The sequence below is a fragment of the Gordonia sp. Z-3 genome (assembly GCF_036233855.1).
Taxonomy (GTDB): domain Bacteria; phylum Actinomycetota; class Actinomycetes; order Mycobacteriales; family Mycobacteriaceae; genus Gordonia; species Gordonia tangerina.
In genome coordinates this window covers 30,096-46,277 of the sequence record NZ_JAZARS010000016.1, presented here as the reverse complement: position 1 = coordinate 46,277, position 16,182 = coordinate 30,096, and the positions used below count along the sequence as shown (strand labels likewise).

15 protein-coding genes are annotated in these 16,182 nt (G+C 67.4%); 6 read left to right on the top strand and 9 right to left on the bottom strand.

Annotation, left to right across the window (positions count from 1 at the left end; all coding sequences use genetic code 11):
* Positions 1-18: 18 nt before the first annotated feature.
* The 4 genes from VX037_RS18000 to VX037_RS17985 all read right to left on the bottom strand — a co-directional run bounded on the left by VX037_RS18000 (position 19) and on the right by VX037_RS17985 (position 4,935).
* Positions 19-1,386 carry a hypothetical protein gene (locus tag VX037_RS18000; RefSeq protein WP_235721996.1) on the bottom strand — a complete coding sequence of 456 codons (1,368 nt, stop codon included), beginning with the start codon at positions 1,384-1,386 and terminating at the stop codon, positions 19-21.
* Positions 1,387-1,555: 169 nt separating this feature from the next.
* Positions 1,556-2,827, bottom strand: a complete 1,272-nt coding sequence (locus tag VX037_RS17995; RefSeq protein WP_235721731.1) for a lipase family protein — start codon at positions 2,825-2,827, stop codon at positions 1,556-1,558.
* Positions 2,828-3,037: 210 nt separating this feature from the next.
* Complete coding sequence (locus VX037_RS17990) at positions 3,038-4,435, bottom strand: GntP family permease (RefSeq protein WP_328715216.1); 1,398 nt, start codon at positions 4,433-4,435, stop codon at positions 3,038-3,040.
* A complete protein-coding gene (locus tag VX037_RS17985; RefSeq protein ID WP_235721729.1) occupies positions 4,432-4,935 on the bottom strand; it encodes a gluconokinase in 504 nt (167 codons plus the stop codon). The genes VX037_RS17990 and VX037_RS17985 overlap by 4 nt, the downstream gene beginning before the upstream one ends.
* Positions 4,936-5,058: 123 nt before the next feature.
* On the opposite strand from VX037_RS17985, the gene VX037_RS17980 reads away from it, so the two are divergent.
* Positions 5,059-5,784, top strand: a complete 726-nt coding sequence (locus VX037_RS17980; RefSeq protein WP_235721728.1) for a FadR/GntR family transcriptional regulator — start codon at positions 5,059-5,061, stop codon at positions 5,782-5,784.
* Here VX037_RS17980 and VX037_RS17975 read toward each other — a convergent pair.
* The 4 genes from VX037_RS17975 to VX037_RS17960 all read right to left on the bottom strand — a co-directional run bounded on the left by VX037_RS17975 (position 5,775) and on the right by VX037_RS17960 (position 8,813).
* Entirely contained in the window at positions 5,775-6,119 is a 345-nt protein-coding gene (locus VX037_RS17975) for a type II toxin-antitoxin system PemK/MazF family toxin (RefSeq protein ID WP_235721727.1), read from the bottom strand. The genes VX037_RS17980 and VX037_RS17975 overlap by 10 nt on opposite strands.
* Positions 6,113-6,361: a CopG family transcriptional regulator gene (locus VX037_RS17970; protein WP_266063430.1), complete on the bottom strand. Its 249-nt coding sequence runs from the start codon at positions 6,359-6,361 to the stop codon at positions 6,113-6,115. The genes VX037_RS17975 and VX037_RS17970 overlap by 7 nt, the downstream gene beginning before the upstream one ends.
* Positions 6,362-6,522: 161 nt before the next feature.
* Complete coding sequence (locus VX037_RS17965; RefSeq protein ID WP_328715214.1) at positions 6,523-7,545, bottom strand: aspartate-semialdehyde dehydrogenase; 1,023 nt, start codon at positions 7,543-7,545, stop codon at positions 6,523-6,525.
* 2 nt (positions 7,546-7,547) lie between these two features.
* A complete protein-coding gene (locus VX037_RS17960; protein ID WP_235721724.1) occupies positions 7,548-8,813 on the bottom strand; it encodes an aspartate kinase in 1,266 nt (421 codons plus the stop codon).
* A gap of 273 nt (positions 8,814-9,086) precedes the next feature.
* Between VX037_RS17960 and VX037_RS17955 the strand changes: the two genes are divergently transcribed.
* On the top strand, positions 9,087-10,352 hold the full coding sequence (locus tag VX037_RS17955; RefSeq protein ID WP_372474938.1) for a hypothetical protein: 1,266 nt from the start codon (positions 9,087-9,089) through the stop codon (positions 10,350-10,352).
* A gap of 27 nt (positions 10,353-10,379) precedes the next feature.
* Here the strand turns inward: VX037_RS17955 and VX037_RS17950 are convergent, their stop codons facing one another.
* Complete coding sequence (locus VX037_RS17950; protein WP_328715212.1) at positions 10,380-11,066, bottom strand: TetR/AcrR family transcriptional regulator; 687 nt, start codon at positions 11,064-11,066, stop codon at positions 10,380-10,382.
* 152 nt (positions 11,067-11,218) lie between these two features.
* Here VX037_RS17950 and VX037_RS17945 point away from each other — a divergent pair, with 152 nt between their 5' ends.
* The 4 genes from VX037_RS17945 (at position 11,219) to VX037_RS17930 (ending at position 16,166) form a co-directional block, all read left to right on the top strand.
* Positions 11,219-12,796 carry an MFS transporter gene (locus VX037_RS17945; protein ID WP_328715210.1) on the top strand — a complete coding sequence of 526 codons (1,578 nt, stop codon included), beginning with the start codon at positions 11,219-11,221 and terminating at the stop codon, positions 12,794-12,796.
* Positions 12,797-12,805: 9 nt separating this feature from the next.
* Entirely contained in the window at positions 12,806-13,396 is a 591-nt protein-coding gene (locus VX037_RS17940) for a nitroreductase family protein (protein ID WP_328715208.1), read from the top strand.
* A gap of 154 nt (positions 13,397-13,550) precedes the next feature.
* Positions 13,551-15,404: a 2-isopropylmalate synthase gene (gene leuA / locus VX037_RS17935; protein ID WP_266063426.1), complete on the top strand. Its 1,854-nt coding sequence runs from the start codon at positions 13,551-13,553 to the stop codon at positions 15,402-15,404.
* A 309-nt stretch (positions 15,405-15,713) separates the two neighbouring features.
* Positions 15,714-16,166 carry a DUF6325 family protein gene (locus tag VX037_RS17930; protein WP_235721719.1) on the top strand — a complete coding sequence of 151 codons (453 nt, stop codon included), beginning with the start codon at positions 15,714-15,716 and terminating at the stop codon, positions 16,164-16,166.
* Positions 16,167-16,182: the final 16 nt, after the last annotated feature.

Here is a 16,182-nt window from a genome sequence, read left to right as displayed (position 1 = left end):
TCCCACGGCCATCCCGCCTCACCGCGAGATCTTCAGCATGCGCCCGACGGTTGCCTGCCACATCGTGCCGTCAGGGGCGATGGTGCCGGTGAGTTCGAGCGGTTCGTCGATCGGGCCATCCCCCACCCGGAGCGTGCGCACTCGTTGTCCGGTCGCGAAATCGGTTGCCACGTAATAGACCGGGCCCAGCTGCTGCACCGATCCGGGCACGTACGGGCCGTAACCGAGCGAGTTGATCAGGCCGTCTCCGCGGGTCAGTCGCGGCAGGGTCGCGATCCGGTCGCGGTTCTCCCAGACCCGGCGGCACCCGCTCGGCGACACGTCGATCCGGGTGGACCCACCCACGAACGGGGCATTCGTCGGCACGCTCGGTCCGGTGACCGCCATCGGCGGGTACTGGTAGCCGTAGGTGCTCGGGATCACCAGCGAGTCGCCCCAAGCCAGAATCGAGTTCTCGGTGCCCTGCCCCGAACCACCAAAAGCGGGCATTCGGCAGACCGTGGCGCCGGAATCACTGTCGTAGACGATCAGCTCCGGCCGCGCGGCGTTGTCGACGATCGCTACCCAGCTGTCCCCGCCGGGGCCGAAGTAGGTGGGGGTGGTCCCCGACCCCCAGGTCAGCTGACCGGGACGCCTCGCCGCACCACGGTCGTAACCTCGGCGCCACACCACACGGGGGACGCCGTCGGCGCCGGCGCGCATCTCGTAGAGCGCGTGCGTGGAGAGCACCGAGACCCCCGATTCCCGCACCGACAACCCGTTGCCCAGGTCTTCTCCGGGCCGCAGGTGCATCGAGCGGACTCGGGTGTCGTCGACAGTGCCCACCACCCCGTGGGTGGTCGCGAACCAGATCCGGTTGTCGAAGTCCGGCGCCAGACCGGTGATCGCGTCGCCGTCGGGGATGTGGCCGGAGACGTCCACGCGGTCGTCGACGTAGACCTGCCAGCCAATGGGGGTCTGGCGGTGTGCGACCCGGAGAATCTCACCCGATCCGTCGGCGACGACAACGCGGTCACGGCTGTCGAGGTAGCCGTAGACACCGCCCAGCAGTCCACCCTTGGCCAGCTGCAGCCGTGCCACCGGCGCGGCGGTCTGTGGATCGAACAGGGTGACCGTCGGTACGGCGAATTCCGGTGGCGCAGTGCCCACGAACTGCGTACACAACGACACGGGCATACCGTCGCTGCCGATGAACGTCGCCGCGCAGGCCCCGCCGGGTACCGAGGAACCGGCCAGGCGGGCGGTGCGTCCGGGGCCGCGGAAAGGCGTCGAATCCGTCGACCACAGATCGCCGTGCATCAGCGAGGTGCCGACGGGACCGACCCCGGCGGGCGGCTGCGGCGAGACAGCGGGCGCCGCGCCGGCCGAGGGTGTGGTCACCACCATCGTTGCCGCGATCAGCGCGATGATCGCGGTCCACCTCGACGTCCGCACCGTACCCACCGACCTCATCTCAGTCCCCCACACGGGCGACAGCACATCACATTCCCGATGCGCCCGGAAGCGTCTTGGGCGAGTCGAGCCGAATCAAGTGTCCTACGACGAGTTGTCGGCGTCAGCTGTCGAAATGCGTGAGCAGGAACTGTGTTCCCGGCAGCAATGTCGTCAGCATCGGCAACGCATGGTTGACCACCAGGCCCGGGAAGATCGGCGGGATCTCGTTGGTCACCAGCGCGACGTCGGCGCCCTGCGCGCGCCAATCCCGGTAGAGCTGCTGGACCTGGCCGTACGGGATGACGTCATCGCTGATGCCGCCCTCGAGCAGGACCGGGGCATTGGGCGTCAGGCGACCGATCCGCTGCTCGTCGACCGCCTTCTTGGCTGCCGGGCTCCGGTCTATGACCGCCGAAAGCGACTCCCCGGTACGCGTCCACTGAGTGGTGCGTTGGAACCCGAACGCGAGCCCGGTGTCACCGATGCACTGCGTGGCCACCTGGGAGAGCACGTGCCGTCCAAACGCCGTGGTCTCCCGGTCGAGTACCGGCTGCAGCGACGGATACCGAGCCGCGAGACCGTTGATCGCGTAGCCGATGGCGCCGGCGATGAACGTGCCATCGATCTGCTGGGTCACCTTGGCGAGATCGGCCGGCGGCGCACCGGCATAAGTCGCCTTGACGTTGAGTTCGGGCGCATAGGTCTGCGCCATTTCGGCGGCCGAGGCGGCGGCACCGCCGCCCTGCGAGTACCCGGAGAAGCCCACCGGTGCATCGTCGCCCGCCTTGGCCAGCCGGAGCGCCGCCCGCGCGCCGTCGAGCATGGCGGCACCGGATTCTCGCCGGTTCACGTAGGTGTGCACGCCCGGGGTGCCCATGCCGATGTAGTCGGTGATGAACACGCGGACACCGTTGATCAGCAACAGGTTCAACTCGAGCGCGGTGTAGTTGACCGCGATGCTCGGCTTCGCCGGATCGATGGCGAGGGGGAAGTTCATCATCTTGGAGCCGGCGCACTGGTCGCCTTGTCCCACGGTGCCGGGTCCGAGGACGACCGTCGGCCGCTTGCCGCCGCGCTGCCAGGGCGCGGTGGGCTCCACCAGCGTGCCGGTCACCGCGGCGGGTTTCCCGTCCTGATAGCTCGAGGTGTACATCACCCGGGTGGCCGTGCCCGGCCACTGGTTCGGCACGCCCGGGATCTGCAGCAGCAGCGGACTGGGCTCGCTACGGATGACGGCGCCGGGATCGGTGTCGAACTGCGCGGGCGGTGTATAGAAGTCGCCGGCGGCCGTCGCGGCCGGCGCTCCCACCGCCAGGCCGGAACCGACGACCAGACCGGTGACCACCAGCGCGATGAGCCGCCGTGGTGCCCAGGTAGTGTGCAATCGCCTCATTGAGATACTCCCCCACCTTTGTTTCATTCCCAGTAAGCTACCGCACAGTAACTTATCGGGGTGATCGGGGTCATCTTTCTCGCGATCACCGCACCCTCGTCAACGCATCCTCCGACCCCCACCCTCCCCGTCTACTGCGCGCCGTTCCCCGTTCACTGGGCCCTGTTCGCGTCGACTGGGCCCTGTTTCTCGTCGGCTGGGCACGCGCGGTCAGATCACCAAGCCGAGCAGGAGTACGACGATCAGACCGGCCACCGACAGCACGGTCTCCATCATCGACCAGGTCTTGAAGGTCTGGCCGACGCTCATCCCGAAGTACTCCTTGACCAGCCAGAACCCGGCGTCGTTGACGTGCGACAGGAACACTGAGCCGGCGCCGATCGCCAGCACGACCAGCGAGGTCTCCCCCGAACTCAACCCGTCGACCAGCCCGAGCATCAACGACGACGCGGTGATGGTCGCGACCGTGGCCGATCCCGTGGCCAGGCGGATGAGCGCGGCCAGCGTCCAGGCGAGCAGCAGCACCGAGACGTTGACGTCCGTGGCCCAGTCGGCCAGCAGGGTGCCGATACCGGTGTCGACGAGGACCTGCTTGAAGCCACCGCCAGCGGCCACGATGAGCAGGATGCCGGCGATCGCGGGGAGGGCTGCACCGGTGCATTTGGAGATCGTGTCCCGATTCATCCCCGACCCGCGGCCGAGGGTGAACATGGCGACCACCACGGCGATCAGCAACGCGATGACGGGCGTGCCGAGGACGTCGAGCACCTGGCGCACGATCTGGTTCTCGTCGTCGACGAAGATCTCGGCTAGGGCCTTGCCCAACATCAGCACCACCGGCAACAGGACGCTGAACATGGTGACCGCGAAGCTCGGGCGGCGGGTGGTGGGCCCGTCGGCGGGATCGGCGGCGAAGGTATCGGGGATCGGTACCGTCACCCAGCGACCGGCAAAGGTGCCGAACAGCGGCCCGGCCACGATGATGGTCGGGACAGCCACCAGCACACCGAGCGCCAGGGTGGTACCGAGGTCGGCGCCGAGTGCGTCGATCGCGACCAGCGGACCAGGGTGCGGCGGCACGAATCCGTGCATCGCCGACAGACCTGCGAGCGCTGGGATACCGATGGTGATCAGACCCAACCCCGAGCGCCGGGCGACCAGGTAGATCACCGGCATCAGCAGGACGAGGCCGATCTCGAAGAACATCGGCAGGCCGATGATCGCGCCGACGAGCGCCATCGCCCAGGGCAACATCCGTGGCGAGGCGTGCCCGACGATGGTGTCCACGATCTCGTCGGCACCACCGGAGTCGGCCAGGAGTTTGGCGAACATCGCACCGAGGGCGATGAGGATACCCACACCGGCCGCGGTACTGCCGAACCCATCGGTGAAGGACTCGAGCAACGTCGGGATCGATTCGCCGGCAACAATTCCGACGGTCGCGGCACCGCCGATCAGAGCGAGGAACGGATGCACCTTGGCGATCGTGATCGCCACGACGATCACCGCGATGCCGGCCAGCGCCGCAACGATCAGCTGCCACCCGGGGGCAATGGGTTCGGGGAGTTCGGCGTCGGCGGCCAGTACCGCCGTTTGTAGGGTCGTCATGACTGGTCGTTCTCCTGAAGAAGGGCGACGGACTGTTCGACGATCGCGTCCACGCTCTGGTCGACGTCGACCACACCGCCGGCCTCGTCGGGGCCGAGCGGCTCGAGAGTGTCGAACTGCGACTGCAGCAGTGTCGCGGGCATGAAATGTCCGGGGCGCGAGGCCTGCCGGCGGGTGATGACCTCGATGGGACCGTCGAGATGAACGAAGAAGACCGACGGCGCATGTGCGCGCAGCTGGTCACGGTAGGAGTGTTTGAGCGCCGAACAGCTCACCACGCCGCCGTCGGCGTGCTGCGCCAGCCACTGTCCGATGGATTCCAGCCAGGGACGACGATCAGCGTCGTCGAGGGCGCGACCGGCCGACATCTTCGCGATGTTCTCCGGCGGATGAAAGTCGTCGGCATCGGCGAACGGCGCCCGCACCCGCTGGGCCAACGCCGCCCCTACGGTCGACTTCCCCGACCCCGACACCCCCATCACGACCACTGGTGACCGCATCAGAACTCCTACCTGTTGTGCTTCTGGTCACAGAGATTGCCTCAATAGTCATACTTTTGCAAGTACGAGCGCTCACAAGTACTCATATTCGGTCGATGCGTGGAGTAATGACAAGATGAATGGGTGAGTCAGGACACTTCCGGCATCGGCAAACGGCACGACCAGGTCCTCACGTCGATCGGACGACGCATCGTCGCGGGTGAGCAGCCACCAGGCAGCGTCCTCACCCTCGACGGCATCTGCACGCAGTACGAGGTGTCGCGCACCGTGGCGCGTGAGGTGATCCGGGTCCTGGAATCGATGGGCTTGGTGAGCTCACGGCGCCGGGTCGGTATTACGATCCAACCGCAGACCAAGTGGAGCGTGTTCGACCCCCGCCTGATCCGGTGGCGCCTCGACGGCGACAACCGCGCCGATTTTCTGCTCACCCTGTCGGAGCTACGTCGCGGCTTTGAGCCGGTGGCCGCGGCATTGGCCGCCGAGCGGGCCGACGAACATCAGTGCCGCATCCTCGCGGCGGCGGTGTCGGACATGGTCGTCCACGGACGCAGCGGCGACCTGGACGCTTACCTACTGGCCGACAAGATCTTTCACCGTGCCCTACTGGAAGCGAGTGGCAATGAGATGTTCCGCGCCCTCGCCGAGGTGGTCTACGAGGTCCTCGCCGGACGCACCCATCACGGCATGATGCCGGACAGGCCGAATCCGGAAGCCATTGCGTTGCACGATGATGTCGCGCGAGCCATCCGCCTGGGCAACCCGGTGGCGGCGGAGAACGCGATGCGCGCCATCATCGTCGAAGCCGCGGCGGCCGTGACCGACGGGGATCGACCGCCGGGTTATAGGTGAAGGGATGTGCGTAGTCCGCGGTCTACGTCGTTGAGCAGGGCAAGAGGAATGCTGCCGGCGTGATCGGTGAGGTCGGCTTTGTTCAGGGTGATCAGGGCGGTGACGTTGACGACGGAGTCTTTGGGTAGTCCAGTGGCGGCTGCGGGCAGGAACACGTTGCCGGGCATGGTTGCCAGGTTGGTGTTGGAGGTAATGACCGCTGCGATGACGGTGGCTATGCGGCTGGCGTTGTAGCTGTCGTCGGAGATGACCACGACGGGACGGCGTTTGGCCGGGCGTGAGCCCGATGGTGCACCGAGATCGGCCCAGTAGATGCCGCCGCGTTCGATCACCAGTCGGACGCGGCGAGGACGTTGCGACCCATGGCAACGGCCTCCTCGGCGGAGGAATCAGAGGTAGTGGCCGGTTGTTCGTCGAGTGCGGTGTTGATCTGGTGGGTGATGGAGGTGGCGTCGAGGGTATCGAGATAGCTGCCCACGGCGCGAGCGAACAACTCCGAGCGACTCAGGCCGAGCTCTCGGGCTCGGCGCGTTGCTCGTTCGAAGGTGTCGTCGGGGATCGAGATGGCGGTCTTCATGCCTAGAGTATAACCCGGTATTACCGGTATGCGTCCGTACAAATCCTTCGGCGACCCCCCGTCCCCCTTGTCTGCGACGCCCATCTGGGCGGCCGGTCACCGAGACGAAACGCCCGCCACGACAACCTGTGTCGTGGCGGGCGTTAACGTGGCGTCGAAGTCTAGACGAGCAACTCGGCGATCTGAATCGTGTTGAGTGCAGCGCCCTTTCGCAGGTTGTCGCCGCTGACGAACAGCGCGAGACCGCGGCCGTCCGGCACACCCGGGTCCTGCCGGATTCGGCCGACCAGCGAGTTGTCCTTGCCCGCCGCCGCCAGCGGGGTCGGCACGTCGGAGAGTTCGACTCCGGCTGCGGCGCCGAGGATCTCCTGCGCCTCCTGCACCGACAACGGGTTTGCGAACTCGGCGTTGATGGACAGCGAGTGCCCGGTGAACACCGGCACCCGCACACAGGTTCCGCTCACCAGCAGGTCCGGCAGACCCAGGATCTTGCGGGACTCGTTGCGCAGCTTCTGATCTTCGTCGGTTTCGCCGGAACCGTCGTCGACCAGCGAGCCGGCCATCGCGAGCACGTTGAACGCGATGGGCGCGACGTACTTGTCGGGTGCCGGGAAGTCGACGGAGCTGCCGTCGTAGACCAGCTTCTCGGCGTCGCCGACCACGGCGCGGGTCTGCGATGCGAGTTCCTCGACACCGGCCAGCCCACTACCGGACACCGCCTGATAGCTCGAGACGATGAGGCGCTGCAGACCGGCCGCGTCGTGCAGCGGCTTGAGCACCGGCATCGCGGCCATGGTGGTGCAGTTCGGGTTGGCGATGATGCCCTTGGGCGGGTTCTTCGCCAGCTCGCCGTTGACCTCGGACACCACCAGCGGGACGTCGGGGTCCTTGCGCCAGGCCGAAGAGTTGTCGATGACTGTCGCACCGGCTGCGGCGAACCGCGGCGCCTGCTCCTTGGACATGGTGCCGCCGGCAGAGAACAACGCGATGTCCAGGCCTGCGGGGTCCGCGGTGGCCGCGTCCTCGACGACGATCTCGCCGTCGCCCCACGGTAGCTTTTTGCCCGCCGACCGCGACGACGCGAAGAACCGAACCTCGTCGGCCGGGAACTTGCGCTCGGCCAGCAGGGTACGCATGACGCCACCGACCTGGCCGGTCGCGCCCACAACTCCGATACTCACCATTTCTATCGCCCCGTTCCCCCGTAGACGACGGCTTCCTCGTCGCCACCGAGATCGAACGCCGCATGCAGCGCGCGCACGGCGTCGTCGAGTTCGGTGTCGCGGCACAGCACCGAGATGCGGATCTCCGAGGTGGAGATGAGCTCGATGTTGATGCCGGCGTTGCTCAGCGACTCGCAAAAGGTGGCGGTGACGCCGGGATGGCTCTTCATGCCGGCGCCCACGAGCGACACCTTGCCGATGTGATCGTCGTAGAGCAGATCGGTGAAACCGATCTCGTCCTTGAGCTTGGTCAGCTTCTCCACGCCGAGCGGGCCGAGCTCGCGCGGCAGGGTGAAGGTGATGTCGGTCTTGCCGGTGTCCACCTTGGACACGTTCTGCAACACCATGTCGATGTTGATCTCGGCGTCGGCGACCGCGCGGAAGACCCTGGCCGCGTAGCCGGGCTTGTCATCGAGGCCGACCACAGTGATCTTGGCTTCGCTGCGGTCATGGGCGACGCCGGTGAGAATGGCTTCTTCCACGGGAATGTCCTCCATCGAACCGGCGACGAGTGTGCCGGGTTTTGTCGAGTACGACGAGCGCACATGAACAGGGGTGTTGTAGCGGCGCGCATACTCCACGCAGCGCAGCATCAGCACCTTGGCGCCACAGGCGGCCAGTTCGAGCATCTCCTCGAAGGAGACGGTTTCGAGACGCTTGGCATCGGGCACGATGCGCGGGTCGGCGGAGTACACGCCGTCGACATCGGTGTAGATCTCGCAGACATCAGCCTTGAGCGCCGCAGCCAGCGCGACCGCCGTGGTGTCGGAGCCACCGCGACCGAGCGTGGTGATGTCCTTGGTGTCCTGGGCGACACCCTGGAAACCGGCGACCAGCACGATCTTGCCCTCGTCGAGGGCGCTACGGACGCGGCCCGGCGTGACGTCGATGATCTTCGCCTTGCCGTGGCTGCTGGTGGTGATGACACCGGCCTGCGAACCGGTGAACGACTGCGCCTGCGCGCCCAGCGAGCTGATCGCCATGGCGACCAGCGCGTTGGAGATGCGTTCACCGGAGGTGAGCAGCATGTCCATCTCGCGCGGCGGCGGAGTCGGGTTGACCTGCTGTGCCAGATCGAGGAGTTCATCGGTGGTGTCACCCATTGCGGAGACCACCACTACGACGTCGTTGCCCTGCTTCTTGGTCTCGACGATGCGCTCGGCGACACGGCGGATCCGCTCGGCCGTTGCAACCGAGGAACCGCCGTACTTCTGCACAACGAGTGCCACGTCGACCACCTTTCGGGGGTTGTCGGATGGTGCATCGCCCCAGTTCGGAAACGCTCGACGTTGAGCAGCGGGGCGAACCTTAGCGGCCATCACCTTACCGGCGGCGACCTTTCTGCCCGAATCCACCACCCTCGGCCACGTGATCCCAGACACATATCCGGGCACGGTCGGCGGCGTCTGCCGGTCGATTCCCTCGGATGGACTGTGATCGCCCGGCGATGGCCCGGCGAGTGTGGTGGTCGACACGTCGCGGGTCGTCCTACCATCGCTGAGGTGGCCACCGGAACCGACGTCGGTGCCTCCGCACGCGGTGGGCGCGTGCCGCGGCGCAACTCAGCCTCCCCCACCGCACCCACGTCCGGTGGCCGCAGCGTATGGGAGTTCTTCGCTCGTCCGGCGGTCCGCAGTTGGATCGAACCGATCCTCGTGTTCCTGGCCATCCGGGCGGTCGGGATCGCCGTGTTGGCGCGATTCGCCCAACTCCGCGACACGACCCTGGGCGACTCCCTCTGGCTGTGGGACGGGCAGTGGATGGTCGCGATCGCCGAGTACGGCTACCGCGACGTCCCGTTCACCCAGACCGACGCCCGCGGTCTGCACACCCCGGACACCGCCTACGCGTTCTTCCCCGGATATCCCTTGCTGGTCGGGGCGGTGGCGAAACTGCCGTTGATCACCCCCTACGGCGCCGCGATCACCGTTAACGTCGTGTTGGGATGTGTGGCCGCAGTCGGCGCGGCACGATTGGGCCGCTGGTGCGCCCGTCTGATGGCCGATCGCTCGCCGATCGGCCCGGCGAATCCCCGGCGTACGGGACTGCTCCTGGTGGCGTTGTTCGCGGCCACGCCGATGTCGGTGGTGCTGAACATGGCATACACCGAGGCGCTGTTCTGCGCGCTCGCGGTGTGGGCGTTGATCGGGGTCCTCGAACACCGTTGGTTGCTGGCCGGCACATGCGCGCTGTTGGCCGGCGCGACGCGGCCGACCGCGGTGGTGGTGGTCGGGGTGGTGATGCTGGCGGCCGTGCTGTCTCGCCGGGATGGCTGGCGGGCCTGGGCGGCGGTCGCGATCAGCCCCCTCGGCTATCTCGGTTACCTCGCGGTGGTGTGGTGGCGAACGGGTTCGCCGACGGGCTGGTTCCGCATCCAGACCGAGGGCTGGGGCACCCGGTTCGACTGGGGACGCTCGACCTTCGACTTCGTCAACGACACCCTCGTGCATTCCGGTGAGGTGGCTCCGGTCGCGACCTCCTGGATCATCGTCAGCACGCTCGGGATGCTGGTGCTGGCGGTGTGGTCGCGAATGCCGTGGCCGGTGCTGCTCTACGGGGTATTGGTGGTCGCGTCGATCGTCTTGTCGAGCGGACTGATGATGAGCCGCGGCCGACTGCTGCTGCCGGCCTTTGTGCTGCTAATACCCCTCGCGGTGATCATGGCGCGGTGGCGGGCGGGGGTGGCCGTTGCGGCGATGGTGCCGATCGTCCTCGGCAGCGCGTGGTTCGGCGCACACATGCTGACGGTGTACCCGCACGCGATGTGAGCTCGCGCCGGGTCGACAACCGGCGCCTCAGCCCTCGCCGCGGGCGGCGAACCCGGCACACAGATAGGCGATGCCGTCCTCGAGCCGGGCTCGGGGATCGACCAACCGCGCCGACACCGGGCTGGCGCCCAGCGAGGACAGGTGCGGAGCCAGCGCCTTGGGCTGCCCGGCGATGAGATCGGCCAGACCGTCGGGTCCCTCGGACGGTTTCTCCGCCCGCAACAGGTCGTCACTCACCGCCACCAGCGCAACGCCGTGCACGTGACTCCATACCGTCAGCGCCATACCGGTGGCCTCGACGAGGTCGACACCGAGGTCGAGAAATCCCGCGGCGAACCAGTCCAGGCAGCGCAGCGATTCGTCGCCGAAACTGTGCCGCGGCGAGGAGTAGGCGAGCACCACCCAGGGGTGGCGCCGGTACAACTCCCAGTCGATGTCGACCACCACCCGGACGCGGTCGCGCCAGCCCCACGGCCCGGGGTCGGCAACCGGATAGGGAAACCGGCGACCGATCTCCTCCGACATCTCCTGCAGCAACGCATCCTTGTCGTCGACGTGGCGGTACAGCGACATCGCCCCGACACCCAGGTCATCGGCGATCCGCCGCATCGACAACGCCCCGATCCCGTCGCGATCGGCCACCGCGATCGCGGCGTCCACGATCGCCTCCAGCGTCAGTTTCAGGCTCGCGGCCCCCTTGTCCGCTGATGCCACCGACCGCTCCTTTCCGCATCACCCACGCAGGCGTCATCATCTGCGGGAATAAATGATTTGCGTACAGCGTACCCACATGGCGTACCGTCATTGCGTACGGCGTACGCGACCGGGTCGTCGTCGCCGTCCCAGCAGATCCAAGGAGCGTTGTCATGTCCGTCCTCACCCCCTCGTCCGATCGGCACCGGAACCCGTCCGGCACCGATCGACGTATGTGGTGGGGCCTGGCGGTGCTCACCCTCCCGGTCCTGTTGGTGTCGATGGACTTCTCCGTCCTCTACCTCGCGATCCCCGCCATCACCGACGCCCTGGCGCCGACCGCCGCGCAGCAGCTGTGGATCCTCGACATCTACGGCTTCCTGATCGCGGGCCTGCTCATCACCATGGGCAACGTCGGCGATCGCATCGGTCGGCGGCGTGTGCTGCTGATCGGCGCGGGTATGTTCGGCGTGGCCTCGGTGGTCGCCGCGTTCGCGCCGAACGCGGCGGTACTGATCGCGGCGCGGGCGTTGATGGGTGTCGGCGGTGCCACCCTGATGCCGTCGAGCCTGTCGCTGATCGCGAACATGTTCCCCGACGCCCGCGACCGTGCGAAGGCGATCGGCGTGTGGACCGCCGCCTTTGCCGGCGGCAGCGCGATCGGACCGGTGGTCGGCGGCGTGTTGCTGCATCACTTCTGGTGGGGTGTGGTCTTCCTGATCAACGTGCCGGTGCTGGCGGTGCTGTTCGTCGCCGCCCCGCGTCTCGTCCCGGAATACCGGGCACCGGTGGTGGCCCGCTTCGACGTGGTCGGCGTGGTCCTGTCGTTGCTGGGCATCCTGCCGCTGGTGTACGCGGTCAAAACGATGGCCGCCGAGGGCACCGACGGCGGAGTGGTCGCGATCGGACTGTTCGGCGTGACGATGTTGGTCGCCTTCCTGGCCCATCAGCGCCGCGCGCCCGCCCCCCTGCTGGACCTCGCCCTGTTTCGCAACCCGCAGTTCAGTGCGGCCGTCTCGGTGGCACTGGTCGGCATGATGGCGCTGGGCGGGATGTCGTATCTGACCGGTGTGTACCTGCAGTCGGTCCGCGGTTTCGACGTCCTGACCGCGGCGCTGGCCGGTCTGCCGATGGCAGTCGCCGTGGCCGTGTTCTCCATCGGCGCGTCCCGGGTGGTTGCGGCGTTCGGCCTGCGTACCGCCTTCGTCGGGGCGGTGCTGTTCGCCGCGCTCGGCAACCTCGGACTGGTGGCATTGTCGCTGTCCGGCCCACTGTGGGTGTATCTGCTGTTCACGTCGATCGCCGGCATCGGGTACGGCATCGTGTTCAGTCTGGTGTCCGATGTCGTCGTGGGGTCGGTGCCGGTGGAACGCTCCGGTGCCGCGTCCGGCATCTCCGAGACGAGTTTCGAACTCGGCACCGCGATGGGACTTGCCCTGCTCGGATCGCTGGCGACGTTGGTGTTCCGGGAACGCTCCGACGGCTGGAGCTTCGGCGACACCCTCGGCGACACGCTGCACCGGGCCACCGAGATGGGCACCGGCGGAACCGAACTCGCCGACGCCGCCCGCGTTGCCTTTGTCGATGGGATGCACGCGGCGTCACTGGCGAGTGTGATCGCGCTCGGGGTGCTCGCAGTGGTCCTGACCGTGGTCATGCGCACCCGCACCGCGTCGCGGACCGACGACCCGACGTCACGCACCGCAGCGCACGACACCGAGGTCGCCGACGTGGACGCCGTGCGCCCGTAACCTGGCGGCGTGCACGAACTCATCGCCGGTCGGCGCAGCGCGCGCGGCTACGACCCCGACGCCACCATCTCCGCCGACGACCTCACCTCGATCCTCGAGGCCGGACGCTGGGCACCCACGTGGGGACGCGTGCAGCCGGTGCGGTTCATAGTCGGCGTGCGCGGCGACGCCACGTTCACCGGGCTCACCGAGATCCTCACCCGCGGCAACGCGGGGTGGGCGCCCGCGTCGGCGGCCCTGGTGCTGGTGTGCACGGCCGCCGAACCCGACGATGAGAAGGCACGCACCTATGCTGCCGTCGACGTGGGTTTGGCTGTGTCGCAGATGATCCTGCAGGCGCAAGCAACCGGTTTCAACGGCCACCCGATGGCCGGATTCGATTCCGACGCGGCCCGGGCCAGGTTCGCCATTCCCGACGAGAGACGTCCGCTCGTGCTGCTCGGTATCGGCCAGATCGCCGATCCCGAGGCCGTGGCGCCCGACATCCGCGAACGCGACGCACGTCCACGCACGCGCCTGCCCCTGGATGAAGTGGCCTTCGCCGGCATCTGGGGCACCCCGTATCCGGCAAACGACCGACCTTGGCCAGAGGGCATTTGATCCGCGACCGTGGCGGGGAGTACAGTCCAGCACATGCAGCGTGCACTCCTTCTCGGTTGCCGCGGCGGGGTCTGATTCGACCGGCCCTCCGTCGCGGGGCCCTTTCACGCGCCGGTCTTCCTCCCCCGATCTGATTCACGGAGAATGACCCATCATGGCAGCAGCAGATAGCTTCACCTCCGGCACGAGCCGCATCGTCGAGCCCGCCGGACCGATTCCCGCAGACCAGCCGGTCTGGAACACCCAGCGCAGTTCGGCGATGCCGGTACACCGCTACCGCCAGTTCGCCGACGAGGTCGAGAACGTGTCGGTACCCGACCGCACCTGGCCCGACCAGACCATCACCACCGCCCCGCTGTGGTGTGCGGTCGACCTGCGCGACGGCAACCAGGCCTTGATCGACCCGATGAGCCCGGCCCGCAAGCGTCGGATGTTCGAGTTGCTGGTCCGCATGGGCTACAAGGAGATCGAGGTCGGCTTCCCGTCGGCTAGCCAGACCGACTACGACTTCGTCCGCGAGATCATCGAGGACGGCGCCATCCCCGACGACGTGACCATTCAGGTGCTGACCCAGTGCCGACCGGAACTGATCGAGCGGACCTTCGACGCGTGCCGCGGCGCCAACAAGGCCATCGTGCACTTCTACAACTCCACCTCGGTGCTGCAGCGCCGAGTGGTGTTCCGCGCCGACAAGGACGCGATCACCAAGATCGCCACCGACGCCGCCCACAAGGTTCTCGAGGAGCAGCAGAAGTACCCCGACACCCAATGGCGTTACGAGTACTCGCCGGAGTCCTACACGGGCACCGAGCTGAGCTATGCCAAGGAGGTGTGTGACGCCGTCACCGAGATCATCGCCCCCACGCCGGAGAACCCGATGATCCTCAACCTGCCGGCGACCGTCGAGATGGCCACCCCGAACGTGTACGCCGACTCCATCGAGTGGATGCACCGCAACCTGGCGCGACGCGACTCGATCATCCTGAGTCTGCACCCGCACAACGACCGCGGAACCGCCGTCGCCGCAGCCGAACTCGGCTACCAGGCCGGCGCCGACCGCATCGAGGGCTGCCTGTTCGGCAATGGTGAGCGCACCGGCAACGTCTGCCTGGTCACCCTGGGCATGAACCTGTTCAGCCGGGGCGTCGATCCGCAGATCACCTTCTCCGACATCGACGAGATCCGGCGCACCGTCGAGTACTGCAACCAACTCAACGTGCCCGAACGCCACCCCTACGGCGGCGACCTGGTGTACACCGCCTTCTCCGGCAGTCACCAGGATGCGATCAACAAGGGCCTCGACCAGATGAAGTACGACGCCGACGACGCCGACCAGGATATGGACGACATCCTGTGGCAGGTGCCGTATCTGCCCATCGACCCGAAGGACGTCGGCCGCACCTACGAGGCGGTCATCCGCGTCAACAGCCAGTCCGGCAAGGGCGGTGTCGCCTACATCATGAAGGCCGACCACGGCATGAACCTGCCGCGCCGGCTGCAGATCGAGTTCAGCAAGGAGATCCAGAAGATCACCGACGGCGAGGGCGGTGAGGTCAACCCGAAGGAGATGTGGGACGTCTTCGCCGAGGAATACCTGAACCCGATCCGCCCGCTGGAGCGGATGCGCCAGAAGGTCGATGCCGCCGAGGTCGATGGCGGCGAGGACTACATCACTGCCGTGGTCAAGGTCGACGGCGTCGAGCGGGAGATCAGCGGCAGCGGCAACGGCCCGCTCGCGGCCTTCGTCGACGCACTGTCCACCGTCGGTTACGAGGTTCGGGTGCTCGACTACAGCGAGCACGCGCTGACCTCCGGCGGCGATGCAAGCGCGGCCGCCTACGTGGAGACCGAGGTCAACGGCGAGACCGTGTGGGGTGTCGGCGTCGCATCGTCGATCACCACGGCGAGCCTGCGCGCGGTGGTGTCGGCGGTCAACCGCGCCTACCGGGTGGCCGGTCCCGACCGCGGCGCCGACACCGAGACCGCGCCGCGGACCTGGGCTCCCTGATCCGCCGACACGATCTGGCCGGCGCAGTCCGGACAGATCACCCCGCGTGCGTCCCCGACGCCGCACGATGACTCGCGATGCCCGGACGACCTCCGCGCGCATCGTGGCAGAGACTGGGCCCGGAACCCATGTGAAGCGGGCGATCCCCGCCGAGGAGTTCCGGCCCATTCTCGTGCTCGGGCGCGCTCTGCAGGCAATCACCCGTTCCGGATGACGACGCGCGCGCGGATCGTCGAACACAATCGAGACCAGGTCATCTCGGTGAGCCCATCGCACCGAGGGCCGCCCGTCGCCGGCGAGGAGGAGCGTATGACCACCCCGCCCGGAACCGATTCACACGACCTGGGTCCGATCGATTATCTGGTCGTCGAACTCCCGCACGGAACAACGACTCTGACCAACAAGATGATCGATCACATCGCGCGATCGGTCGCGGATCGCACGCTGCGAATCCTCGAACTGCTCATCGTCGGGCGGGACAGCACCGGCCATGTCACGGTCACCGAGTTCGAAGACTTGGCCGACGCAGGACTGCGTGGTCTGGACGTCTCACTCGTGGAGATACTCGCCGTTGAGGATGTGGAGAACCTGGCCGGCGCGATCGCGCCCGGCCGGTGTGCGGCGGTCATCGTGTGGGAATACCTGACGGCGGCATCCTTCAGCGCCGCAGCCCGCGAGTCCGGGGCGAAGCTGGTGGCACAAGGACGAATTCCGACGCAAGCGATCGCCGCAACCCTGCGTGGTGACGACGACAACGACTGAGACGTGGCCTGGCCGC